This window comes from Pseudomonas sp. B21-028 (assembly GCF_024749045.1).
Classification (GTDB): Bacteria; Pseudomonadota; Gammaproteobacteria; order Pseudomonadales; family Pseudomonadaceae; genus Aquipseudomonas.
This window is the reverse complement of the sequence record NZ_CP087184.1, coordinates 3,627,564-3,652,469: the sequence shown is the minus strand read 5'-3', so window position 1 is coordinate 3,652,469 and position 24,906 is coordinate 3,627,564. Positions and strand designations below refer to the sequence as shown.

At 62.8% G+C, this 24,906-nt stretch carries 16 protein-coding genes; all 16 read right to left on the bottom strand.

Annotated elements, in window-relative coordinates; genetic code table 11:
* Window positions 1-81: 81 nt before the first annotated feature.
* The gene (locus LOY35_RS15810) at window positions 82-987 is read right to left on the bottom strand and encodes an autotransporter outer membrane beta-barrel domain-containing protein (protein ID WP_258624640.1); all 906 of its coding nucleotides are present in this window, start codon (window positions 985-987) and stop codon (window positions 82-84) included.
* 300 nt (window positions 988-1,287) lie between these two features.
* A complete protein-coding gene (locus LOY35_RS15805) occupies window positions 1,288-3,711 on the bottom strand; it encodes an autotransporter outer membrane beta-barrel domain-containing protein (RefSeq protein WP_258624638.1) in 2,424 nt (807 codons plus the stop codon).
* A 180-nt stretch (window positions 3,712-3,891) separates the two neighbouring features.
* Window positions 3,892-4,692 (bottom strand): endonuclease/exonuclease/phosphatase family protein, encoded by an 801-nt coding sequence (locus tag LOY35_RS15800; protein ID WP_041022052.1) that lies wholly within the window; start codon window positions 4,690-4,692, stop codon window positions 3,892-3,894.
* Window positions 4,693-4,922: 230 nt separating this feature from the next.
* Window positions 4,923-5,687, bottom strand: coding sequence for a PIG-L deacetylase family protein (locus LOY35_RS15795; RefSeq protein ID WP_258624636.1), 765 nt, complete (start codon window positions 5,685-5,687; stop codon window positions 4,923-4,925).
* Window positions 5,688-5,956: 269 nt separating this feature from the next.
* Entirely contained in the window at window positions 5,957-8,110 is a 2,154-nt protein-coding gene (gene glgX / locus LOY35_RS15790) for a glycogen debranching protein GlgX (RefSeq protein WP_258624635.1), read from the bottom strand.
* Between the two features lie 262 nt (window positions 8,111-8,372).
* Window positions 8,373-8,714: a DUF2934 domain-containing protein gene (locus tag LOY35_RS15785; protein WP_258624632.1), complete on the bottom strand. Its 342-nt coding sequence runs from the start codon at window positions 8,712-8,714 to the stop codon at window positions 8,373-8,375.
* Between the two features lie 20 nt (window positions 8,715-8,734).
* Window positions 8,735-11,521 (bottom strand): malto-oligosyltrehalose synthase, encoded by a 2,787-nt coding sequence (locus LOY35_RS15780; RefSeq protein WP_258624631.1) that lies wholly within the window; start codon window positions 11,519-11,521, stop codon window positions 8,735-8,737.
* A complete protein-coding gene (gene malQ, locus LOY35_RS15775; protein ID WP_258624629.1) occupies window positions 11,518-13,596 on the bottom strand; it encodes a 4-alpha-glucanotransferase in 2,079 nt (692 codons plus the stop codon). Before malQ ends, LOY35_RS15780 begins: the two co-directional genes overlap by 4 nt.
* Window positions 13,593-15,395 carry a malto-oligosyltrehalose trehalohydrolase gene (gene treZ / locus LOY35_RS15770; protein ID WP_258624628.1) on the bottom strand — a complete coding sequence of 601 codons (1,803 nt, stop codon included), beginning with the start codon at window positions 15,393-15,395 and terminating at the stop codon, window positions 13,593-13,595. Before treZ ends, malQ begins: the two co-directional genes overlap by 4 nt.
* Window positions 15,396-15,403: 8 nt before the next feature.
* Window positions 15,404-16,975 carry a glycogen synthase GlgA gene (gene glgA, locus LOY35_RS15765; RefSeq protein WP_258624626.1) on the bottom strand — a complete coding sequence of 524 codons (1,572 nt, stop codon included), beginning with the start codon at window positions 16,973-16,975 and terminating at the stop codon, window positions 15,404-15,406.
* Window positions 16,976-17,654: 679 nt separating this feature from the next.
* Window positions 17,655-18,617 carry a D-2-hydroxyacid dehydrogenase family protein gene (locus tag LOY35_RS15760; RefSeq protein WP_258624624.1) on the bottom strand — a complete coding sequence of 321 codons (963 nt, stop codon included), beginning with the start codon at window positions 18,615-18,617 and terminating at the stop codon, window positions 17,655-17,657.
* An 11-nt stretch (window positions 18,618-18,628) separates the two neighbouring features.
* Window positions 18,629-19,660 carry an alpha/beta fold hydrolase gene (locus LOY35_RS15755; RefSeq protein WP_258624621.1) on the bottom strand — a complete coding sequence of 344 codons (1,032 nt, stop codon included), beginning with the start codon at window positions 19,658-19,660 and terminating at the stop codon, window positions 18,629-18,631.
* A 133-nt stretch (window positions 19,661-19,793) separates the two neighbouring features.
* Window positions 19,794-20,240 carry a DUF411 domain-containing protein gene (locus LOY35_RS15750; RefSeq protein ID WP_144921701.1) on the bottom strand — a complete coding sequence of 149 codons (447 nt, stop codon included), beginning with the start codon at window positions 20,238-20,240 and terminating at the stop codon, window positions 19,794-19,796.
* A 287-nt stretch (window positions 20,241-20,527) separates the two neighbouring features.
* Window positions 20,528-22,522, bottom strand: a complete 1,995-nt coding sequence (locus LOY35_RS15745; protein ID WP_258624618.1) for a methyl-accepting chemotaxis protein — start codon at window positions 22,520-22,522, stop codon at window positions 20,528-20,530.
* A 124-nt stretch (window positions 22,523-22,646) separates the two neighbouring features.
* The gene (locus tag LOY35_RS15740) at window positions 22,647-23,603 is read right to left on the bottom strand and encodes a GNAT family N-acetyltransferase (RefSeq protein WP_258624615.1); all 957 of its coding nucleotides are present in this window, start codon (window positions 23,601-23,603) and stop codon (window positions 22,647-22,649) included.
* Window positions 23,600-24,874 carry a phenylacetate--CoA ligase family protein gene (locus tag LOY35_RS15735; protein WP_258624612.1) on the bottom strand — a complete coding sequence of 425 codons (1,275 nt, stop codon included), beginning with the start codon at window positions 24,872-24,874 and terminating at the stop codon, window positions 23,600-23,602. Before LOY35_RS15735 ends, LOY35_RS15740 begins: the two co-directional genes overlap by 4 nt.
* Window positions 24,875-24,906: the final 32 nt, after the last annotated feature.

Below are 24,906 nucleotides of genomic sequence, written 5' to 3'. Positions count from 1 at the left end.
CGGATGCGCAATGCTGCTCACTTGAGACTTGCGCAGTTCGTTGTGGCGAGGGGATAAATCCCCTCGCCACAGTTCGGTGTTTCACCAGCGCATCCGTACGCCCAGGCTGGCAATCACGCCATTGAGGTCGTTGTCGTCGACGTCGCTGCTGTAATCGGCGCTGACGTACAGGCTCACCACCGGCGTGACCCGAGCCACCAGGCCCAGGCCCAGCTCGACGGTGGAGGATTTGCGGCTACTGCTGATCTTGTCGACCTTGTCCAGGGAAAGGGTGTCTGCGCTCTGGACGGTGTGCCACAGGTTGGTCCGCACGTAGGGCTCCACGCCCAGGCCGTTGACTTCATAAGTACCTTTGAGCCGTGCCCCCACACGCCCGCTCCAGGTACTCAGTGCACTGCTGCTGCCGTCCTCGGTGTTACCGGTGTCGAGGGTCACGCGCTGGTTGATCAATTGCGCCTGGGGTTCGACCACCCAGTTGTCACTGATGCCGATGGGAAAGCCACCTTCGACCGACAGCGTGACGGCATTGCCTTCGGCTGCCTGGCGCTGGCCCTGCTCGGTACGGCTGTAACCGTTGACCCGGCCGCCACTGGCGCTCAGGTCCACATGCCAGCCAGCGGGGCCGGTGAGGCTCCAGTAGGCGCCCAGGTTCGTTCCCTGCAGGTTCAACGCGTCTTTGCCCGGTTCGGCCATGACCGGGCTTACCAGCATGCCGCCGGTATTGGCGATGATCTGGCTCTGGCCACCGATCAGGCCCATGCGCTGGGTATGGCCGTTGTCGTTGCGAAGCGTGAACAGGGCGGGGCTCTTGTCGGATGCAGGCTCGGGATTGATGAGGGTGGCATTCGAGTCGTCGGAGGGTGTTCGGCCATACCAGGATTGCTCGACGGGCCAGGCCATGACCTCCATGGATGAGCACAGCAACAACGAAGTCGACACGGTATAGAAGGTGGTGGTGATTTCTTGTGGGCGGGGGGAAGTTCTCATGGGGGTCTGCCTTGCAATCGCATGCGTCTCTCGCTTTGGGCGTCTCTCCTACCCCGAATGAGGGGCGACCGAATGGATTGAGGCAAGTCTCGGGCGGCCCGCCGTAACGGGTTCCCGAGGCCTGCCCCTGACTGTATTTCCGGGGGTAGTACGGTGTAGTCAAGAAGACCGATGTCATCGCGTCAAGAAACTGTGCGATGAATGGCGTTATGAAATCAGGCCCGATAAATAACTGATTCTTTTCGGTTATCGATGGGCCTGATTGGCGTCAAATCACCGTCGGACGCGGTCGCGCTGGGGTCACCAACTGACCCGCACACCAAGATTGCCCGCCACGCTGCGTTGTTGGTTGCTGTCCAGATTGTTGCTGTAGTCCGCGCTGGCATAGACGCTGACGGAGGGGGCCAGGCTTACGATCACGCCAACGCCCAGATCGCCAGTGGAGGCGCGCTGTTGGGTTTCGACCCGTTCGGTGTTGTCGAATGTCACCGTGTCGGTGCCGGAAAAGGTGTGCCACAGGTTTGCCCGCAGATACGGCTCGACAGGCATGCCACTGACTTGATAACGGCCCTTGAGCCGGGCGCCGAGGCGGCCGGTCCAGGCGCTGTCGGAATCGAATTCGACCCTGGAGACACCGTCGTCCTGGCTGTCCAGGGAGATTTTCTGGTGGATCACCTGGACCTGGGGTTCCAGGACCCAGTCAGTGGCCACGGCGAATGGGTAGCCGGCCTCCGCGGAGAGGGTCAGGGCGTGCCCACGGTTGTCGATCTTGAGACCGCGCTCGGAGCGGTTGTCGCCATCCAGCCGCGTGCCCATCACGACCGCGTCGACATAACCGCCGGTGGGATCGGTGAGTGTCCAGTAGAGCCCGTAGCTGTCGCCATCGAGCTCTATCTTGCCGGCGCGTCGGTCCTGGAGGCCCAGGTTGAAGCCGTCGACATTACCGTTCAGTTCGGTGTGGCCGACGAAGAAACCGATGCGTTGGGTCTGGCCGCCCGACATCTGCGAGCCGTACAGGTCGTTGCCCACCTGGAAGCCTTTGATGGAGCCGTCGAACCGAGGCGAAACCGTACCGGCCCAGCTCTGGTCCAGATCCTTGCCATAGACCCGTCCCCAACCCGCGCCAAACGCGCCGGTTTCGGTGAGCAGGCGCTGGTCGCCCTGGCGGTCATGGAAGGTGCCCAGGGCCATCAGGGTCAGTTGCGCCGCCGCGGGAGGCAACACCGACCAGGTGGGCACTTCGGGGCGATACAAGGGAATGGGCGCGGCGCCCGGCACTGCCGCCGGCAACGACGGCAAACCCGGGCTGGGTGCCGCCACCGGTCCGGCGACCACGGTCGAGCGCAGGTACCAGTTGTTTTCATTGCCGTTCACGCCCCCCTTGAACAGGCGGTAATCGAAGGCGCCGGCCGACACTGCATTGGCCAGCGAAAACGCACCGCTGTCGCTGACCGCGCCGCCCTGGGCCTGGACCAGCTCGATACCGTCTTGCGTGGTCAGTGCGCCCGCGCCCCCCACATTCGTCACAGTGATGGCGGTGGTTCCCGTGAGCGTTCCTCCATTGACCACCAGCTTGTCACTGGGCGAGTCATCGGCTCCCAGAACCGATTGCAGGCGTAGCTGGCCGTTGGTACCGACGTAGTGACCCTGCACGGTGAGGGTGTCGTTGGTGCGGGTATTGTCCCGGGCAAGGTCCACCGTTCCACCGTTGTTGAGCGTTGCCAACTGGCCGGCGGTGAACGGTGTGAGGCTGCCCTGGGTCGAGGTCAACACGCTGCTGCTGTCGAGGGTGAGGGTGCCCGTGGCCGTGGCGCTGTCGCCCAGGACCAGGGTGTCATTCAGGTCCAGGCGCGAACTCTGGGTGAGGTTGACGTTCTCCCAATTGACGTAACGGGCGCCCGTGCCGGAGGTGCTGCCTTCAAGGGTCAGGACGTCCTGGCCCAATCCGCCGTTCAGGCTTGGGGTGACGGCCAGCGCGGTTTCATCGAGACCGCGCAACAGCGCCGTGTCATTGCCATCACCCATCGAAATGGCAGAGTGGATCAGGCCACCGCTCCACTGCAATTGGTCATTGCCGGCACTGGCACGGACCTCGCCGATGATTTCGCCACCGCTGACGGTAATGCTGTCATTGCCGCCACTGACACTGACGTTGCCGCCGATGCGTCCCGCCGAAAGGATGATGGTGTCCTGGCCGAAGCCGGTCACCAGGTTACCGATGATCTGGCCGCCCGACATGTCGAAAAGGTTGTCGTCGAGCTTCATATCGACCCGCCCGATCGTACCGCCGCTCATGTGCGCGATATCGCCGTCCTCGAAGGCATCGACAATGGTGCCGCCGGACATCGTGAACGTATCGAGGCCATCGCCCTGGGACAGGGACAGGATGCGGCCGCCGGTCATGAGAAAATCGTCGGCCTCCGAGCCCTGGCTCACGTCACCGTCAATCACGCCGTTGGCATGGATTTCGATGTGATCGACGCCTTCGTCAAACGTGACGTCGCCTTGAATGACGCCACTGCCACTGGCGGGCATGGTCAGGCTGTTGTTGCCAGAAAGGTCCGTCAGCCCGGGGCTGGTGCCGCTGTCGCAGACATAGGTGTCGTTACCGGCGGTTGGCGTCAGCGTACAGGCCGCCATGACGTTGGGAACGGGGAACAGGAAGGGTGTGGATACCCATAAGGCGTTGAACAGCCGCTTGAAACCATGATCGTGCGAGCTCATGCGCTATCCCTCTGCATCGGCATTCGGGGAATGCCGGTTTCAGCATCGGCTGCACGACAGCTGGCACACAGGGCCTGGCAACGCTCGCTGTATGGGATGGCACCGTAACAATGAAAGGTAGGCGTCGCTACTGTCAGAACTTACAGGTGGCACGTTGTCATTAGCGACCCGTCGTCGGCTTCACAGATGCACTTCCACTGACAATGGCAGGTGGTCGCTCAGATGCGTCCAGGGCTTGCTGCCGAGGATTTTCGGGGCATGGCTGGTGGCGTTACGCAGGTAGATGCGGTCCAGGCGCAGCAGGGGGAAACGGGCCGGGTAGGTCCTGGCCGGGCGGCCGTGGTGGTGCTCGAAGGCCTCGTGCAGATACTGACGCTGGGCGAGGGTGATGTTGCCGCGCAACTGCCAGTCGTTGAAGTCGCCGGCGATGATCACCGGAGCGTCCTCGGGCAAGGATTCGAGCAATTGGCAGAGCAGTTTGAGTTGTAATTGACGATGGCTTTCCAGCAGGCTCAAGTGCACGCAGATCCCATGGACTTCGGCATGGCCTGGCACGTCCAGCACGCAATGCAGCAAACCACGCCGCTCCGGGCCGGTGATTGAAACGTCGAGGTTGCGGAACTGGCGGATCGGGTACTTGGACAGCAGCGCGTTGCCGTGATGGCCGTCGGGGTACACCGCGTTACGGCCGTAGGCGAAGTCGCTCCACATGCTGTCGGCAAGGAACTCGTACTGGGACGTCTGTGGCCAATTGTCGTAGCGCGAGGCATGGCGGTCGTGCTCACCCAGTACTTCCTGCAGGAAAACCAGGTCGGCACCGGTACTTCGCACCGCTTCACGGAGTTCCGGCAGGATGAAACGGCGATTGAGGGCGGTGAAGCCCTTATGGGTATTGACCGTCAGCACCTGCAGCCGATGGACCGCCACAGGCGAGTCCAATGGCACCGATTCGACAGCCCGCCAGTCGGGATCGCGAGTCACATTCACTCCTGAATCAGAGGTACCTGTTCATGCGACTGATGGGGGCATTGGCAGTTCCGGATATTTACTGTTTCAGCCAGTTTTCATGTTGATCCATCACCGATTTCGCGAGCAGGCTCGCTCCCACAGGAGATTTGTAGCGACACTGTATTGTGTGACCATCCGAAGCCAATGTGGGAGCGAGCCTGCTCGCGAAGAGGCCCTACCTGACCCAACGCTTTCGTGGTGCTTCAGATGAACACAATCTCATACGGCAACCCCATGCGGTCCAGGATGACCCGCGGCACCAGCGGGGCGATACCACTGGCGGGTTCACCGTTGAGCTGGCTGGCATAGGCGTGCATCGCATGGCGTTTGCGGGCGGTGGTCCAGACGTCCAGGCGCAGTTTTCGCGCACGATGCCAGGGGATCTTGTTCTGCTCGCGAACCGGCCAGTGCCAGGCCCACACAGGCAGTTCGTTGAACGTCGCGCCCACGCTTTCGGCTGCCAGTGCTCCTGCGCGGCCGACGGTCTCGTGATCACTGTCGCCGTCCTTGCGCCAGGTGCCGAACACCACGTCGCCCGGTCGCAAGTAATGGCCGATGAAGGCGGTCAGCTGTGCCTCATGTTCGGTCAAGGCTTTTTCCGGAAAGCCGCCGCGCACCCACTGCAAGCCGTGGGTCGATATGCCCAGGCGATGCAGGGCATCCACGCTTTCCTGGGGGTGGGGCCGATAGATGCGCAGGCGCTCATCGGTCCACAACGGCGAAGCAGGGTGGTTGAGGTCACCGTCGGTGACCGAGATCAGCAACATCGGATAGTCCAGGTTGCTGAGTAACTGCAGCAACCCGCCACAGGCACCGATCTCATCGCCAGGGTGCGGGGAGAGGATGACGGCACGGGCGCCGGCGGGGATGAGTGTCTGGGTGCTGATGATGGGAATGTCGGCCAGCCGGGGCGAGCTGTTCCAGATTTGCGGGTGCTGCCGGCCGTGCAAGCGAGAGGCAAGTTTCATGGGATACGTCCTTGTTGTATTCAATCTTTCAGCCACGCCTCGAGCCGACTGCCCGGGTGCCCTCGAAAGGGCTGGCTGCGATCCGCAGTGCTCCGAATCCTGGAATACCGCCTGCGAAGTATTGACCATGACGCTCGATTCGTCGCGTCACTTGTGTATCTGAACTGCAATTTCTTATTCGAACTGAACTGTACAAGCGGGTGACACGGCTCCTGGGCCGCGTCCTTGCGGCACCTGATTCTCTGTAACCGTTTATCACCGAGCCTGTTCTATTCTTCGCGTTGCAACTCGAACAACAGCAAGGAGCGGCCCGTGACGGAGTACTCGGAATCGAAGTCGAAACGCTCCTGGCCCCGCACCTTGGGCTGGTTGGTGTCTACCATGCAGGTCCAGAAGCTGCCTTCAGGTACTTCCGGCAGGCGGAAATTGACGATGTCATGGTGCGCGTTGACCACCAGCAGCAACGTCGCGTCACCGCCCTTGCGGCGGATGCCGGTCTCCTGGGCGCGGCCGTCCATCAACATCCCCAGGCAGCGACCATGGCTGTCCTGCCACTGTTCAATGGTCATCTCGCTACCGTCCGGTGCCAGCCAGGTCACGTCCTTGACGCCGATGTCCTCGTTGTAATTACCCACCAGGAACCGTCCGCGCCGCAGGATCGGGTAGGCCAGGCGCAACTTGATCAGGCGTTTGACGAACTCGAGCAATGCCGCGCCGTCTTCGCTCAGGTCCCAGTTGACCCAGCCGATCTCGCTGTCCTGGCAATAAGCATTGTTGTTGCCATGCTGGGTGCGGGCGAACTCGTCCCCGGCGACGATCATTGGCGTGCCCTGGGCCAACAGCAGGGTCGCGAAGAAGTTGCGCATCTGCCGATGGCGCAGGGCGTTGATCTGCGGATCGTCCGTCGGACCTTCGACGCCGTGGTTCCAGGACAGGTTGTTGTTGCTGCCGTCCTGGTTGTTTTCATCGTTGGCTTCGTTGTGCTTGTCGTTGTAGGACACCAGGTCATGCAGGGTAAAACCGTCGTGGGCGGTGACGAAATTCACCGAGGCATAGGGACGGCGCCCGCGCTGGTTGAACATCTCGCCCGAGGCGGTCATGCGGCTGGCGAAATCAGCCAGCTGGCCGTCATCGCCTTTCCAGAAGGCGCGCACGGTGTCGCGGAACTTGTCGTTCCACTCGACCCAGCCCGGCGGGAAGCGCCCCACCTGATAGCCACCGGGGCCACAGTCCCAGGGTTCGGCGATCATTTTCACCTGGCGCAGCACCGGGTCCTGGCGGCAGGCGACGAGGAAACTGTGGCGCTCATCGAACCCGTCGTGATACCGGCCGAGGATGGTGGCAAGGTCGAAGCGGAACCCGTCGACGTGCATCTCCGTGGCCCAGTAGCGCAGGGAGTCGGTGACCATCTGCAACACGCACGGATGGCTCAGGTCCAGGGTGTTGCCAGTGCCCGAATCGTTGATGTAGTAGCGTTTGTCGTCGGGCATCAGCCGGTAGTAGGAGGCATTGTCGATACCGCGCATGGACAGGGTCGGGCCCTGCTCGTTGCCTTCGGCGGTGTGGTTGTAGACCACGTCGAGAATGACCTCCAGGTTGGCATCGTGCAGGTGCGCGACCATTTCCTTGAACTCGGCGATCTTGCCGCTGGCCAGGTAGCGCGGGTCGGGGGCAAAGAACGCGATGCTGTTGTAGCCCCAGTAGTTGGTCATGCCCTTGTGCAACAGGTGCTGGTCGTTGACGAACGCATGGATGGGCAAGAGCTCCACCGACGACACCCCCAGCTTGCGAATGTGTTCAAGCACGTCATCGACCATCAGCCCGGCGAAGGTCCCGCGCAGGTTTTCCGGTACGGCGGGGTGGCGCATGCTGATGCCGCGCACATGGGTCTCGTACAGGATGGTCTTGTCCCAAGGCACGCTGACGCGATGGTCATGGCCCCAGGTGTGGGCAGGGTCGATGACCTTGCACTTGGGCACGAACGGGGCGCTGTCGCGCTCATCGAAGCTGAGGTCGCCGTCGGGGTGGCCGATGGTGTAGCCGAACAGCGCCTCGGACCATTTCAATTGGCCGACCAGTTGTTTGGCGTAGGGATCGATCAGCAGTTTATTGGGATTGAAACGATGACCGTTCTCCGGATCGTAGGGACCGTAGACCCGGTAGCCGTAGATCAACCCCGGATGGGCATCGGGCAGATAGCCGTGGTAGATCTCATCGGTGTACTCCGGCAGCTCGATGCGTTCGACTTCGACCTCGCCGGTGTCATCGAAAATGCACAGTTCGACCTTGGTGGCGTTGGCTGAGAACAACGCGAAATTGACCCCCAGGCCATCCCAGGTCGCGCCGAGCGGGAATGGCAGCCCTTCACGAATCCGCGAGGCCTCGATAACAGGCGGCGGGGTGGTTTTCTTTGGACGGGTCATGGGTTGCTCCTGCAAAAGACAGACAGATACGGCAAAGCGGGTGGTTCAGAAATCATTGGTTCCAGTGTGGCCAGAGCTGGCGCTCCAGTGTGACTAGAGCTGACACAGAACCCTGTGGCGAGGGGATTTAGCGAAACGTCGCACCGCCCCGCTGGGGCGCGCAGCGGCCCTGTTTTCTTGGGGCTGCTACGCAGCCCAGTGGGGCGGTGCGACGTCTCGCTGAATCCCCTCGCCATAAATGCGGTCTGCTTGATCCCGAGGATCAAACCGCCGGTGGCTTGCGTGCCGCTCGTGGTTTTTTGTCAGCCGGCTTGCCAGCCGCTGGCGCCGCCGCAGCGGGTTTAGCCGCTGGCTTGGCCTTGGGCGCAGCGCTTTTTGGCGGCGCCTTGGCCGGGGTGCTCTTGGCCGCCACAGGCTTGATGCCATCGGCCTTGCTGGCGGCTGGTTTGCCGGCGGCCTTGGCTGGCTTGCTCGGCGCCAGCGCTTCGGCTTCGGCCAGTTTGCGCGCCATCTCCCAATGACGCTCTTCCTGCCCGGCAGGCTTACCTTCGGATTCCCAGATCTGATAGGCGAATTCACGAATGCGTTTATCGTCGGTACTCATCGCAATGCTCCTGACATGACTCAAGACGGGATAAAGACGTTGACCGGGAAATCCCCCAGCGCGGTGCTGACCATCAACTCCCCTTGGGGTGTGACTGCTGCACGTGTAAAAAGTCCCTTCAGTTTTCCATCCTCCACGGCGAACGGTAACGAAACGCGGGTATCGCCCCAGTTCGAAGCGGTCACCCAGGGTTCGGTACCGTTGCCCAGCAGGCGGGCGGCGTGGATCGGTACCACGACGATGGCCCGCTGTTGCTCGTGCTCACGCATGAAGGCCAGGACCCGGTCCGCGTGTTCGCCGGTCACTGGTAAGGGCTGGTAGCTGCCCTGGCGGAACAGCTGCGGGTATTCGGCCCGCAAGGCCAGCGTCCTGGCGATCAGGGCCTGCTTGACCCGACCATCGCGCCAGTCGCGTATCAGCTCGGCAGGAGGGCTGTCGGCCTGGATCGCCTGACGGCGCGCGTCGAAGTCCACCGGGCGACGGTTATCCGGGTCCACCAGGCTGAAATCCCAGAACTCGGCACCCTGGTACAAATCCGGCACGCCGGGTACGGTCATGCGCAACAAGGTCTGCGCCAGGCTGTTGAGGGCGCCCGCCGGAGCGATGGACTGGACAGCCTCGGCGAGGGCGCTGCGCAGCGGCAATCCTTCATCGCAGAGCAACAATCGTTCGAGGAACATTTGGGTCGCCTGTTCATAGGCGTCGTTGACGGCCGCCCAACTGCTTTGCAACTTGGCTTCACGCAACGCCTTGCGCTGCCACTGCCACAGGCGTTCGTTGTAGTTCGAGAGTGCCTGGTGATCATTGAGATCGAGGTCCAGCGGCCAGCTTCCGAGCAGCGCCTGGTACATGATCAGCTCATCGCCGGCCGAGGGCGCGGCCGGGTCGCTGTGCAGCGACGGCGACAGAATCCGCCATTGCTCGACGCACGCGGTGTACCAGTCGGCGCGTTCGCTGAGCACGGCCAGCCGTGCCCGGGTGTCTTCACCACGCTTGTGGTCGTGGGTGGCAGTCGTGATCAGGTTGTCGGGAAAATGCGCCTGCCGTTCCAGGCAAGCGTCATGGAATTGCTGCAGCGGTGCGCTGAAGCGTTCGGTGTTGTAGCCCACGTCATTGCGCGACAGCAGGACCGCCGAACGATACAGGGCCGTGTCCTCCACGGCCTTGGCGGCAGCGGGCGAGGTCAACTGCTGGAAGCGCACACAGGCATGGCGCAGCCGCTTGCGCTGGCTCCCTCGCGGGCGTTGTCGCCATGGCATCCCGCCGAGCCAGTCGGCCAGGCAGTCGAGCACTGGCCAGTCGGCTTCGCCGAGGGTCTGCCTGGCGCCTTCCAGGGCCTGGCGGAAAAAAACCTCGTCCTCGGCGCCACGGCCCAAGGGGCTGATGTAGGTGCGGTACACCGGGAAGTGCACGATGAGCTCCTGCAACGCCCGGCGAATCGCGCCGAGGGTCAGGTCGCGGGTCATCACGTCATCCCGGGCGACTTGGAGCAGGGCCTGGGCGACGCTCTCGAAGTCCCCAGCCAGGGAACCATTGAGAATCTGCTGGCGGGCCAGGCGGGCTTCTTCGATGAAGTGCGCCGGCCGTTCGCTATGGCGGTTCCAGAATTCGGCGAGGAGGGCGGCACCGCTTGGATCATGCTGCAGCAGCGAAACCTGGTTCATGAATTCGTAGCCGGTGCTGCCATCGATGTTCCAATCCCGGCGCAACGTCTCGCCATCGCCGAGGATTTTCTCGACGAAGATCGGCAAGTGTCGTGACGGGGACAGCGCATCGACGCGCCTGCGCAATTTGCGACAGTAACCGCGAGGGTCGGCCAGGCCATCGATGTGGTCGATCCGCAGCCCGTCTACCAGTCCGTCGCGGATCAGCTCGAAAATCTTTGCGTGAGTGGCTTCAAACACCGCCGGGCGTTCGACCCGCAGGCCACCCAGTTCGTTGACATCGAAAAACCGCCGCCAGTTGATGTCGTCCGCCGCCGTGCGCCAACTGGCGAGGCGGTAGCTCTGGCGTTCCAGCAATTCATGCAGGCGCTGGAAACCCTCGGGCTGCTCGGAATCGTAACCGCGCAGGTTGTCTTCGATGGCGCTCAGGATTTGCGCCTGCGTAGCCAGTTCGCTCAATTCCTGCTGGAGCGGGCGGGCGAGGCTATGGGCGTCGGTCTGGTAGTTCAGCGTGGTGAAACGCTCCGCCAGGGCCTTGAGGGAATCGGCCTGTTCGGCCGGCAAGGTGTCGGCGGGCCTGAGCAGTTCGCCGTACTGCATCGGACAGATGGGAAAGTGATGCTCGTAGTGCTCGACATAGAAGCGGCCCAGGGCAGGATCGAAGCGCAGCTTCAGCGTTCCTTCCTGCAATGCCACGCCGTAGTCGCTGCCCAGGAATGGCAGCAGCAGCTGGCCTTCCATCAGCGGATCGGGAGAGTGCCACTGGATATCGAAGAACTGGCCATAGGGGCTCAGGCGCCCCCACTCCAGCAGGTCAAGCCACCAGGGGTTGTCGTTACCACCGACGGCCATGTGATTGGACACGATGTCGAGGATCAGGCCCATCCGATGCTCGCGCAAAGTTGCCACCAGGCGCTTGAGCGCGGCTTCGCCCCCCAGTTCGGGGTTGACCAGGGTCGGGTCGACCACGTCGTAGCCGTGCATCGAGCCGGCGCGGGCCTTGAGCAGGGGCGAGGCATACACGTGACTGATGCCCAGCGAGGCGAAGTACGGCACCAGCGGTACCGCATCGTCCAGGGTGAAGCCTTTATGGAACTGCAGGCGCAGGGTTGCCCGCAGCGGTTGGGTCGACGTCTGTTTCATTGGTCACGCTCGTTCGCCTGAAGCCTCGCGCAGGCGAGTATTTCCAGACGCCGGGCGGCGTCCGGGCCATCCAGCAGCGCCTGGCTCTCGCCGGGCAGGCGCCTGCGCCAATTGGGATGAGTGTCGGTGGTGCCGGGCAGGTTGGCCTGCTCGTCGATGCCCAGGGCGTCTTCGAGCGGCAGCAGCACCAGCGGCGCACGGGTATGGCCAAGAAAGCGCACGCTGGCGTCCAGTACCTGATCGGTCTCGCGATGTTCTTCGCGAAAGTTCTGCGGGTCCTGGTTCAACACGTCGCGCAGGCCCTCGCGCTCACGTTCGCGGTGACGACGCCAATCCATTTCGGTGTGGGAGTCGATCAGGTCCAGCCGGGCGTTCCAGTCGATGTCATGACCATGCCACCAGCCGTTGAGGGTCGGCAGGTCATGGGTGCTGGTGGTCGCCAGGGCGTTGTCCGGCCAATCGAGAATGGGCTTGAAGCGGGTGTTGTCTTGTTCGAACAACAGCACCCGCATGCCCAGGATCGAGCGGGCGCTGAGCTTCTCCCGCAGCCCATCGGGCACGGTGCCGAGGTCTTCGCCGAGCACGATGGCTTGATGACGATGGGATTCGAGGGCCAGCAGGCGCAGTAAGTCGTCCACCGGATAATACAGGTAGGCGCCTTCGGAGGGCGGCGCGTCGTTGGGGATCACCCACAGTCGTTGCAGGCCCATGACGTGATCGATGCGCAAGCCGCCGGCATGGGCAAAGTTGGCCCGCAACATTTCAATGAAGGCGCGAAAGCCGTTGCGCACCAGGCCTTCCGGTGAAAACGCCGAGATGCCCCAGCCCTGGCCGGAACGATTGAGGATGTCCGGTGGCGCGCCCACGGTCAGCGCGGCCAGCAACTCATCCTGGCGGCTCCAGGCCTGGCTGCCGGCGCCGTCGGCACCCACCGCCAGGTCGGCGATCAGGCCGATGCCCATGCCGCTGGATCTGGCGGCGCTCTGGGCCCGCTCCAGGCATCGTGCAATCAGCCATTGGCAAAAGGCGTAGTAACCGATTTCGTCGGCGTTTTCCTCGGCGAAACGCGCCAGCGCCGCACTGCGCGGGTTGCGCCACTCTTCGGGCCATTGGCGCCAATCGAGGCTTTCGCCGCGAGCGGCGCGATCCGCTTGCAGGGCCTCGAAACGGCAGTGGTTTTCCAGGGCTTCGCCGCTGGTGTGGCGGAAACTGCTGAAGTCTTCATGTAGCGGATGCTCGCCCTGGCTGAAGCCGTCGTACAGGGCACGGAGGATTTTCTGCTTGGCCTCGGCCGCCACCGGCCAGTCAACCAGGGGCTGTTCTTCGAGATGGCGCAGTTGATTGACCAGGCCCGTGGCGTCGATCGCCGTGCGCAAGGCGCGTTCACCCAGGATCGTGCCTGGCGCGGCATACAGGCTGTTGAGGAACAGGCGGCTCGATGGCGAGTAGGGGCTATAGCGCCCGGTGTCGCTGCTGAACATCGCGTGTATCGGGCTGATAGCCAGGGCTTCGGCACCGCGCTCGCCGGCCACCCGTGCCAGTTCTTCCAGCGCCTGGGTGTCGCCGAAGCCGCCGTCGCCAGGGCGGCGCAGCGCATACAGCTGTGCGCTCAAGCCCCAGGCCCGGGGCGTCGGGTCGTCGACGGCCTCGGCCACGCTGTAGCAGCGGGCGGGCGCGACGGCCAGGGTGAAATGCTGGTCCTGGATGCGGACCTGCTGGTAGCCCACCGGGACCATCCCCGGCAGCTTCGCGTCGGCGTCGAGCTTCAGGTTCAGCGTCGCGCCGTCTTCGAGCTGGATTTCGCAGGGCATCGAGCCTTCGAAATAGCGGCTCAGGTCGACGCTGGCGCCGACGTCGGCGGTGATCAAGGGGGGTAGACGATGGTTCTGCTGATCTTCCTGCAATTGCAAAAGACTGGCGTCGATTTCCTGGGCACTGCCGGCCGGATGGCCCAGGCCCGTCAGGACCGAGCGCAATACCGCCGGCGAGACTTTCTGGGCCCGGCCATTGGCGTCGATCCAGTCCACCGCCAGGCCCGCGCGGCCGGCGAGGATTTCCAGTTGCGCATCGCTCATGGGCGCTCTCCAATAATGTTGGGCAACGTTGCCGCTTGCGTCAGAGTGACCAGCGCGCTGTAGGGCGCAAGAGCACCCTGTTCCAACAGACCCATGGCTTGCTGCGGATGTTCGAAAAGAATGCGCGCCTCCTCCGGGGCGCTGTGTTCAACCGGCTGCTCGCTGAGGTTCAGGTCGATGCGCAGCACGCTGCCATCCTCCATCCGCCAGCGTGCACTGATCGCGCCGTGGCCCAGCACGTCGGCCCCCAATGCCTGGATCGCGGGCAGGCGCGGGACGATCTCTTCGCGACGGATTTTCAGCAACTGACGGTACAGCGCCTCGCTGGCTTGCTGCTCCGGCCTACGGGACTCCAGATTCGGCCGTGAAGCATCGAACGTGGCGGCTGCGTTGGGATCGGGAATGCGTTCGCGTTTCTCGGGATCGGCAAAGGCGCTGAAGGCCTTGAACTCGTTGCGCCGACCCTCACGCACCAGCTCCGCCAGCTCACCGTGGTGGCTGGTGAAAAACAGGAACGGCTGTTCGGCGAGCACTTCGTCACCCATGAACAGCAACGGAATCATCGGACTCAGTAGAAGAAGCACTGTCGCCGCCTGCAGGGCTTGGGGCGGGGCCAATTGGTGCAGGCGTTCGCCCAGGGCCCGGTTGCCGATCTGGTCATGATTCTGCAGAAACAGCACGAAGGCGTTGGCGGGCAAATGACCGCTGGGTTCGCCCCGGGGCTCGCCGTGGCGGTTGAGATGGCCCTGGAACACGAAGCCCTGGCTGAGGCAGCGTGCCAGTTTTTCCGTGGGCTGTTCGGCATAGTCGGCGTAATAGGCGTCGGTTTCCCCGGTGAGCAACACGTGCAGGGCGTTATGGCCGTCGTCGTTCCACTGGGCGTCGTAACCCTGCTCGAGCAGGCTGGCCTGGTTGTGTTCGTTTTCCACGGTCAGCCAGACATGCCGCGCCGGGTCGACCTGTTGACGCACCCTGGCGGCCAGCTCCTGGAGAAAGTCCGGGTCTTCAATCGCGTGCACGGCATCCAGGCGCAAGCCGTCGAAGCGGTATTCCAGCAACCACATGAGCGCATTGTCGATGAAGAAGTCCCGCACTTCGCGGCGACGGAAATCGATGGCCGCGCCCCAGGGCGTGTGCTTGTCTTCGCGAAAGAAACCCTTGGCGTAGCGATGCAGGTAATTGCCATCGGGGCCGAAGTGGTTGTAGACCACATCCAGGATCACCGCCAGGCCATGACCGTGGGCGCTGTCGATCAGGTGCTTGAGCTGTTCCGGCGTGCCGTAGGACGCCTGGGGCGCATAGGGCAGGACGCCGTCATAACCCCAGTTGCGATCACCGGGGAACTGCGCCAGGGGCATCAGTTCGATGGCGGTGACACCCAGCCCGGCCAGGCGTGCCAGTTGCTGCTCGACCCCCTCGAAGCCACCGAGGGTGCCGACGTGCAATTCATAGATCACCGCTTCGTACCAGGGGCGGCCGGACCATTGGGTGTGGCGCCATTGATAAGCGTGGGGATCGACCACCACGCTGGGGCGGTCGATGTCTCCGGCCTGGGCACGGGAGGCGGGGTCGGGTACCTCCAATTCTCCGTCGATGTTGTAGCGGTAGCGAGTACCAGCAGGGCAACGGGTCTGGATCATGAACCAGCCGTTGGCTTGGGGCAGCAGTGGTATTGATTCGCCAGTGTCGAATTCGACACTGACGTAAAACGCATCCGGGGCCCACAGGGCGAAACGCGTGTGCTCGGCATCAAGCATGGTCGCGCCGTGGGTCCAGGTGTCAGGCGTCCTTGACGGCATCGATCACCTCATTGTCTGGCCGATTTACCCAGGGATTTCGCCACCAGTTGTTCGTAGAGTTCGGCGTAGGGTTCGACCGCCTGGCACCAGTTGAAAGGCGCCGACATCGCCCGGCAGCGCATGGCGTTGAGCAGTTCGGGGAAGGCGAAGACCTTGAAGGCCCGGCTCAGTGCCTGCTTGTAGCTGTCCACGGTGGACTCGGCGAACAGAAAGCCGGTAATGCCGTCTTCGATGGTGTCCGCCAGGCCGCCGGTATTGCGCGCCACCGGCAGCGAGCCGAAGCGCTGGGCGTACATCTGGCTCAGGCCGCAGGGTTCATAGCGCGATGGCATCAGCAGGAAGTCGCTGCCGGCGAACATCCGCCGTGCGTCGGTCTCGTTGAAGCCGATGCGCACGCCGATCCGACCGGGGAAACGCAGCGCCAGCTCGCGCATGGCCTGTTCTTCTTCCGGTTCGCCACGGCCGATGATGGCGATCTGGCCGCCGGACTCGACGATGAATTCGGCCACGGCTTCGGTCAGGTCCAGGCCTTTCTGGTACACCAGGCGCGATACCACGGCGAACAACGGGCCCTTGGATTCATCGAGGCCGAACAGTTCACGCACGTGGGCGGCGTTCACCGCCTTGCCCTCCCAGTCGCCAATGGCGAATTTGCGGAACAGGTGCGTGTCGGTGGCCGAATCCCAGCTTTCGTCGATGCCGTTGGGGATCCCGCTGAGCAAGCCTTGTTGGGTCTTGGCCGCGAGGAAACCGTCGAGCCCGCAGCCGAACGCCGGGGTGGTGATTTCCTGGGCATAGGTGGCGCTGACCGTGGTGATATGGCTGGAATAGGCCATGCCCGCCTTGAGAAACGACAGCTTGCCGTAGAACTCCATGCCTTCCTGCTGCAGCGCGTGCTCGGGAATGCCCAGCTCAGGGCAGGAGGCCAGGCTCACGACGCCCTGGTACGCCAGGTTATGGATGGTGAACAGGGTCGGTGTGCGTTGTCCGCGCCAGTGCATGTAGGCGGGTGCCAGCCCGGCCGGCCAGTCATGGGCATGGACCAGGTCGGGGCACCAGTGGATCTGTGCCAGGTTGGCGGCGATGTCCGCAGCGGCCAGGCCCAGGCGTGCGAAGCGGATGTGGTTATCCGGCCAGTCGCGGCCATTGTTGGCGCCGTAGGGCGAGCCTTCGCGGGCAAAGAGTTCGGGGCAGATCAGCACGTAGATCACCAGGCCGTCGGCCATGTCCATGCGTCCGATCTTGCAGGGTGGCAGGGCCGCATGGCCGCCGAGTTCACCAACGATGTGGATCGGATTACCGCTGTTCATCACCTGCGGATAACCGGGGATCAGCACCCGGACATCATGCAGGCCGGCCATCGCCCGGGGCAGTGCGGACGAGACGTCGCCCAGCCCCCCGGTCTTCACCAGGTCGGCGATTTCCGAAGTGACGAATAAAACTTTCTTGCGGTTGGGGTTCTGGCGGACGACGGGGAGCAGTGCCTTGCCTCCGGTGGACAGCACCGGTGCCGTCGGCGATTCAGCCGCCGGCGGTAGTTGTGAACGGACTTGCTGGGGTTCCAAGGCAGCACTGATCATAAGTATCTCCTGTATCTCGATCTGTTTCCGGCACGCGCCAGAGCTGTTGTTTCATTGGCCGAATCCTGCGGCCAGGCGCACAAGCGCTACGCAAGGAGAGCGAAGCGCTGCCCAATGCGGCTAAGCGAATCAGGTAATGGGACTGTGCAAGGACTGCACCAGCCGCTGTTGCCCTACCTCTAACCTGACCCGTCGCCGTTGCGAAAAGTTTCGACTTTTTTTCGTCGAAATGACCGGTCGGTTTTCCTCCGGGATCGGCAGTCTAGGACAGAACCTAGAGCGGTGCGGTGCGCTTCGTCGATTTGTCGGACAATCACGTTTTTTGTCGGCAATGTCTTACATGACGGCGGGAGATACGCGCCGACGAAGTGCACTTATCTGAAATAAAAATGCGGTAAGGGGGAGGAGTGGTTTCATCGACGTGCGCGACCGGGTGACGGGATGCACCATTGGAGTGCGCGCGAAATAGAGGCGTTTTGATAGCTCTTCCGATGAAGGAAATTCTGTTTTTTGTGGGAGCGAGCCTGCTCGCGATAGCGTCAGCACAGTCAAGATCTTCATCGACTGATCCACCGCTATCGCGAGCAGGCTCGCTCCCACAGGAGATCTGCAGTGGCTTCGGATCTTGCTATCACAGGAGAGCCCATGTGGGAGCGAGCCTGCTCGTGATAACGATCTGTCAGCCGGTCGAGGTCAGCAAGCGGATCGGTGCGCCGGCCGCCCAGGCTTGCAGGTCTTCGATCATCTGCCCATAGAACTGCCTGTAGTTCTGCCGGCTGACATAACCCACGTGCGGCGTGGCCAGTACGTTGTCCAGCGTTCGGAACGGGTGATCGACAGGCAGGGGTTCCTGGGCGAATACATCCAGGGCGGCGCCGGCCAGGCGTTTGTGGCGCAGGGCATCGATCAGCGCGTTTTCATCGACGATTGGCCCCCGTGCGGTGTTGACCAGCAGCGCCTCGGGTTTCATCCACGCCAGCGCCTGGGCGTCCACCAGGCCTCGGGTACGTTCACCCAGCACCAGATGGATCGAGAGAATGTCTGCCTGCTCGAACAACTGCTGTTTGCTCACGTAGGTCACGCCCACCTCGGCGGCCTGCTCGGCGGTGAGGTTCTGGCTCCAGGCGATCACCCGCATGCCGAACACCTGGCCGAACTGTGCCACTCGCTTGCCGATGCTGCCCAGGCCGAGGATGGCGAGGGTCTTGCCGTGCAAGTCGCCACCGAGGCCCTGCTGCCACAGGCCCGCACGCAGGGCATTGGCTTCCTGGACAAGATTGCGGCTCAGGGCCATCACCAGCGCCCAGGTCAGTTCGGGGGCCGCGTGCTTGTAGCTTTCGGTGCCGCACACCTGGATGCCCAGCTCGGCAGCGGCCTTGAGGTCGAGGGCGGCATTGCGCATGCCGCCGGTGAGTACCAGCTTGAGATTCGGCAGGCGACGCAGCAGGCCTGCGTCGAATGCCGTGCGTTCGCGCATCACGCAAATCACCTCGAAGGGTGCCAGACGTTCGGCGAGGGTGTCGCGGTCGGCAGGGTAGTCACGCAGGAACGTGACCTGGCCGATGCTGTCCAGGGCCGACCAGTCCACCACGTCCCGTGCCACGTCTTGCCAATCGTCGATGACCGCTATTTGCACCGCCATGGAACACCTCGTCAGGGAATGGGTTTGTTCAGCCAGTTCAGCAACGCTTCATGGAAGCGGTCCGGCTCTTCCATCTGCGGAGCGTGCCCCAGATGAGGGAACTCCACCAGGGTCGAGCGCGGGATGAGCTGGGCGGCCTGCTTGCCCAGTACCTCGTAGCGGCCGAGCCTGGCTTTTACCGCCGGTGGGGCGATGTCGCTGCCGATGGCCGTGGTATCGGCGGTACCGATCAGCAGCAGGGTCGGCATCTTCAGGTCCTTGAATTCGTAGTAGACCGGCTGGGTGAAGATCATGTCGTAGATCAGCGCCGAGTTCCAGGCGACCTGGGTGTGTCCGGGCCCCTTGTTCAAGCCGGCGAGCATGTCCACCCAGCGCTCGAACTCCGGTTTCCAGCGGCCGCCGTAGTAGGTCGTGCGCTCGTAATTGCGAATACCGTCGGCGTTGAGCTTCAGCTCCCGTGCGTACCATTGGTCCACGGTGCGGTAGGGCACGCCAAGGGCCTTCCAATCCTCCAGGCCGATAGGGTTGACCATGGCCAGGCGCTCTACCTGATCGGGAAACTGCAAGGCATAACGGGTGGCGAGCATACCGCCGGTGGAGTGTCCCAGGATGACTGCTTTCTGTATGCCAAGGGCCTTGAGCAGCGCCTGGGTGTTGCTAGCCAGTTGCTGGAAGCTGTACTGGTAGTGGTCCGGTTTGCTGGACGTGCAGAAGCCGATCTGGTCCGCCGCAATCACCCGGTAACCAGCCTCGCTGAGGGTCTTGATCGAGTCGCCCCAGGTGGCGGCGCAGAAGTTCTTGCCGTGCATCAGCACGACGCTACGGCCATTGACCTTGCGCTGGGCCGGTACGTCCATGTAGCCCATCTGCAGGGACTTGCCCTGGGACTGGAAGGTGAAGTGCTTGAGGGTATAGGGGTACTCGAAACCCTGGAGTTCCGGCCCGTAGGCCGGCCCTTGCACAAGGCTTTCGGCATGGGCGGCCAGCGGCAGGGCGGCGGAAAGGAACAGGCTGGATAACCAGCGAAGGGTGGGGCGCGGCATGGTCGATCTCCTTGTGGCAGCCGGCCGATCCTGGAGCGGCCCGGTTATGGCGACATTAACCACAGGCAATCGACAGGCCGGAATGTTCAACCGACCCAGGAAAAATGCAACTGACGCGGCGCGGCGATCTCCGTCAGTGGGCCGGGTAATCCGCCACCACGGTCTGCGTTCCGTCTTTCTTCAGGCCGATCACCTGGTAGGCGTCGCTCATGCCGTCCATTTCCATGCCGGGCGACCCCATGGGCATGCCGGGTGCGGCCACGCCGAGCAAGTCGTCCCGTTGGCTCAACGCCCGTACCTGATCGGCAGGGACGTGGCCCTCGACGAATTTGCCGTTGATCTCGGCGGTATGGCAGGAACGCATGTTGGGCGCCACGCCCAGGCGTTGCTTGACTGAACTCATATCGGTTTCGACATGGTCGTTGACCTTGAAGCCGTTCTCTTGCAGATGAGCAATCCATTTCTTGCAGCAGCCGCAGTTGGCATCGCGGTGCACATCGATGGTGGTCGGTGTGGCCGCCTGGGCCAGGGTGGTGACGAACAGGGCGCTCAGGGCGAGCAGGTGCAGGGGATTGGCCATGGAAGCGGTCTCGTGTGGAGCAGGTTGGCGGGAGGATAACAGAGTAGCGGTTGCGAGCTGACGGGGTGCTGAGGGGCGGATGACAGAATTGTCAGGTGGATGGAATGAATAGTCGCCACCGCTCGCCAGCTCGCCCACTGAAGATCCAGTGTGGGAGCGAGCCTGCTCGCGATAGCGGTTTAACATTCGACATCAATGCAAGCTGATCCACCGCCATCGCGAGCAGGCTCGCTCCCACAGGGGAGTGCTCCCATGAGCCCTTCAGGGCTGCATGGGAGCAACCGTTCTCAGCGAAGCTTGAACCGTCCCATGATCGCATTCACCCGACTGTTGGCTTCCAGCAGTTGTCGGGTGTTGTTTTCGCTGGCCAGTCCGCCTTCTACCAGTTCCTCCACCATATGGCGGATCTGCACCATGCTGCGGTTGATTTCTTCGGTCACGGCGCTCTGTTGTTCGGCGGCAGTGGCGATCTGGGTGCTCAGGCTGTTGATCTGGCCGACGGAGCCGGCCATTTCATCCAGGCCGCTGTTGACCCGGGAGGTCGCGTCGGCAGCCGACTGGCAACTGGCCTGGGTATTTTCCATCGCCAAAACCGACGAGCTCACGCCTTGGGTCAGGCGGGTCAGCATTTCGTTGATTTCCGAGGTGCTGGCCTGGGTGCGGGCGGCGAGGGCACGGACCTCGTCGGCCACTACTGCAAACCCGCGGCCTTGTTCGCCGGCCCGGGCGGCTTCGATGGCGGCGTTGAGTGCCAGCAGGTTGGTCTGTCCGGCAATGGCACCGATCACGCCGAGAATCTCGGTGATGCGTTGCGCGTCCTGCTGCATGCTCTCGACCTTGCGGGTGGCGCCGGCGACTTCATCGATCAACGCCACCACGCTGTTGGAGGCTTCGCCCACCACGACACGAGAGCGATCGGCGTGTTCGTTGGCGCGTTGGGTGAACGCAGCCGTTTCGGCGGCGTTCTGGGCCACGCTCTCGGCCGTCGAGCTCATCTGGGTAATGGCGGTCACGGTCTGGTCGGTTTCCGAGGCGTGGCGCATCAGGATCTCGCTGGTATGGGCCGAGGTCCGCTGCAGGTTGTCCAGGCTCGACGCCATGGCGCCGGTGGCCTGGGTAACCTCACTGATCATGTCTTGCAGGTAGACGATGAAGCGGTTGACCGAATGACCAATCGCTCCCAGTTCGTCCTCGGCGCGGACGGTGATGCGTCGGGTCAGGTCGGCATCGCCGGTGGACAGCGCATCGATGTTGCCCTTGAGTACCTTCATGCGGCCGGTCAGTTGGCGGATTGCGTACAACTGCATCAGCACCAGCAGGATGACCATCGGGATCTGCAGCAGGCTGAGCGTATTCAGTACATCATCGCGCTGAGCGGTGATCAGGCGGGTTGGCAAGGCGGTGGCGAGGAACCAGGGCGTGCCTTCGATGGGGCGCATGAAGAACGTGCTGGCTTCGCCCTTGTTGTCGAATTCGACCCGCTGCAACGGCTGGTCGCGCTGAGCCAGGCCCGCCTTGACCTGAGCGGCAAACGGCAAAGTGGCCGCCAGTTCGCTGATGTTCTTGAGGACGATCGGACCGCTGATGCGCGAGCTGTTGCTGATGATCTTGCCGTCGCCTTCGACAATCAGCATTTCGGCGTTCAGGTCGGCTTCCTTGCGCGCCACCAGGTCATTGAAGAAGCCCAGGGTCACGTCGATGGTGGAGACGCCGTAAGGCACACCGTTTTTCTGGATGGCCATGGCACAGTTGGTGCGCGGTTCGGCGCTGGCGTCATCTTTATAGGCGGCGGCCCAGGCGCATTTGCCGGGCGGGGTGGCCATGCCGCCCTTGTGCCAGGGCTGCTCGTAATAGTTCGGCGCGGCGTCGCTGTTCCAGAACGTGTTGACTACCAGTTTGCCGGAGCCGTCGCGATGCCAGAACGTGCTGAATTTGTTTCGTCCTTCGGCTCGCTGGTTGGGCAGCGGCCAGATCCCGCCACCGAAGACTTTCGGTTCGCCATATTGATCCACCAGGCCGGGGAGTACCTTGTCGATGGCATCGCTGTCGAGCAACGGAATGGTCTGGGTAATGCTGCGTTGCTGGGCCTGCACTTTGTTCAGCTCGCCCTGGATCTGCTCCGCGACTTCGCCGATGCGATTGAGCGCGACTTGTTCTTCGGTCTGGCGCAGCTTGGGCGCGACCAGATAGCTGATGCCCACGACGGTCAGGAAGGACAACACCAGGATGAATAAGATCAGGAACAGCGTGTAGCGAGCCTGAATGGTGCGGAATGAGGGCATTGGACAGTTCCTTGCTCGAAGGCATCTTTTGGGACGGTAGACATGTCTGTATCGGCTCCTCGCCATTGCGCTTGAATGTTCCATGCTTGACAGAGGGGACCGTTCGTCGCCAACGTTGCCCCTGTCACGCTGCCGAACTGGACTGCCTGCCTCTCCAGTTCCGCGTATGGAACTGCAACTCATCGTGCAGTCGTTGCATCGGCTCCGCATGCAAGTCCAGGTGGCGAGCCAGCGCGCCACGGTGAAACAGCGCCTGCCAGTTCAGCTCGCCTTCGGCGGGCACCATGCCGGTAAAAATGAATCCGGCAGTCATCAACCGTCGGTAGTCCTCGGGAAATTGGCGGCGCAGTCCGAGTCGTACCGCGATCGACCAGTGGGCCGGCAAGCGTTGCAGTTGTCTGGCCAGGTGCCGGCTCATGTGTCCGGCGATGACGTCGATGCGCCCGGGTAATGAGCTGATCTGCAGCGGCTGCATCGGGGCAGGTGCGTCGTCGAAGGTGGTGCCGAATTGTGCAGCCAGGGGCGCCATCAGCCATTGGCACGGGGCAGGCCATTGCACGTCGGGCAACGGCCGGCGATGGTCGCCCATCACCTGACAGCCGACCACTATGGTCTCGGTTTGGGCCTCGGTTTGGGTCGCGGAGAATGGCGAGGGCACATGGTCGGGCATCAGTCCCATGTCATGGAAACCGAGTCGTTGTGCCAGTCGTTGGCTATAGAGGTGGCTGGTGACCTGTTTGATGGACAGCCTGACGAGGCCGAGATCCTTGCAGCGATCCAGTAGCTGCCGGCCCAGGCGGGTAGCAATCTGACTGCCTTGCAGCGCCGGGTCCACTGCCATCAGCGCCAGCTCGGCATCCTCCCGGTTCGCCGCAGGTCGGCACAACGCGGCGTGGCCAACCACCCGCTCCTCCAGCACGGCGACCATGGAAAACCAGTGTCGATGCTGGTGGTGCTGGCAAATCATGTGGGGCACGTAGACGTCTGGCGAAACATAGTGATCCCCGTATACCCGGCGGAACAGTTCGCTGATTCCAATGGCGTCGGCGGGCCTGAACGGCCTGATGACCAGGGCACTCATCTGACGTGCCTCGCTGCCATCGGGCCATAGCCCCGGCGATCGACGACCTGCAAGTGTTTGCCGGAGCGTGGGTGGCGCTCCAGATCCTGCGCCTGGCAGGCTTGGACATGCAGAACGAGTTGATCGATGCCCGGATGCTGCTGGATCAAAGCGAGTTCCAGCGCCTGGGACAATGACCCGCAGAGGCTCGACGGATGATCGGGTACCCATTTGAGCACCACACGGTCATTGTTTTCGACGGGCTCGATGATCAGTTGCCATTGGAGTTCGCCGCCAATGTCCCGAATGATCTCGCTGATCCGCTGCGGAAACAGCGAAACCACGCCGACCCGTACCCGCTGGCTCTGCGCGCTACGTCCCGCCAGTTCGAACTTGCGTCGTGGAGTGCCGACAGGCTCTCGCCAACAGGCCCGGTCCCCCACGGGATAACGCACCATCGGCATCAGGGTCCGGGTGAAGTTGGTCACCACCAGGTTGCCTGGGCGGTCACAGGCTTCGATAACCTCGCCGCTCACTTCATCGATGATCTCCAGCCGCGTCTGTTCGTCGAATACGCGGTGCTCGCCGGGCAAGCAATCAGGGGTGCTGGCCCCGACCAGTCCGGCGTCCACGCTGGCATAACCGATGGACGCGAAGCGTGCCTGGGGGAAGACTTGTCTCAACATTGGAAGTTGACGCTCGAACAGGTGCTCCCCACCGAACAGCACGGTGGTGATACCGGACAGCGTTCGGCCCTGCCGGTCCAGATGACTGGCAATGGCCAGCAGATGGGCCGGTACACCCGCCAGCACATTGATGCGGTGTGCAGTGACGGCATCGGCCAACACATCCGGATCGATCGACCCGGTGAAGGGGAACTCGGTAATCGGCAGGTCAACCTGGCAAAGGGCACCGTGGATGAACAGGAAACTCGCATACAGGTCCCCCGAGAAGAACAGATTGGCAATTCGATCGCCTGTATCAAGCTGGGTGGACAGGCCGCCTGCGAAGCCATCGAGCATTCGCTGCCATTCCTCATGGGTGTACACCGACAGCTTTCCCTGGCTGGTCGTGCCACCGGTTTTATAGATCAGTGCGTCCGTGACGGGACCGGTCAGTACATCCCAGGTGTCCAGGTCATGGCTGCCGCTCCAGTAATCGTTGGCGTCGACAATCGGCAGGTCCTCGAACGCACAGCCTTGCGCGGGTAAATGCTTCCAGTGTTTCTGGTAATACTTTGAATGCAGGCGCACGTGGGCGAGCCATTGTTCGAATGGAAAGGAAGTGCTCATCAGGGACTCTCGGGCTATGAAGTTCGCTGGTT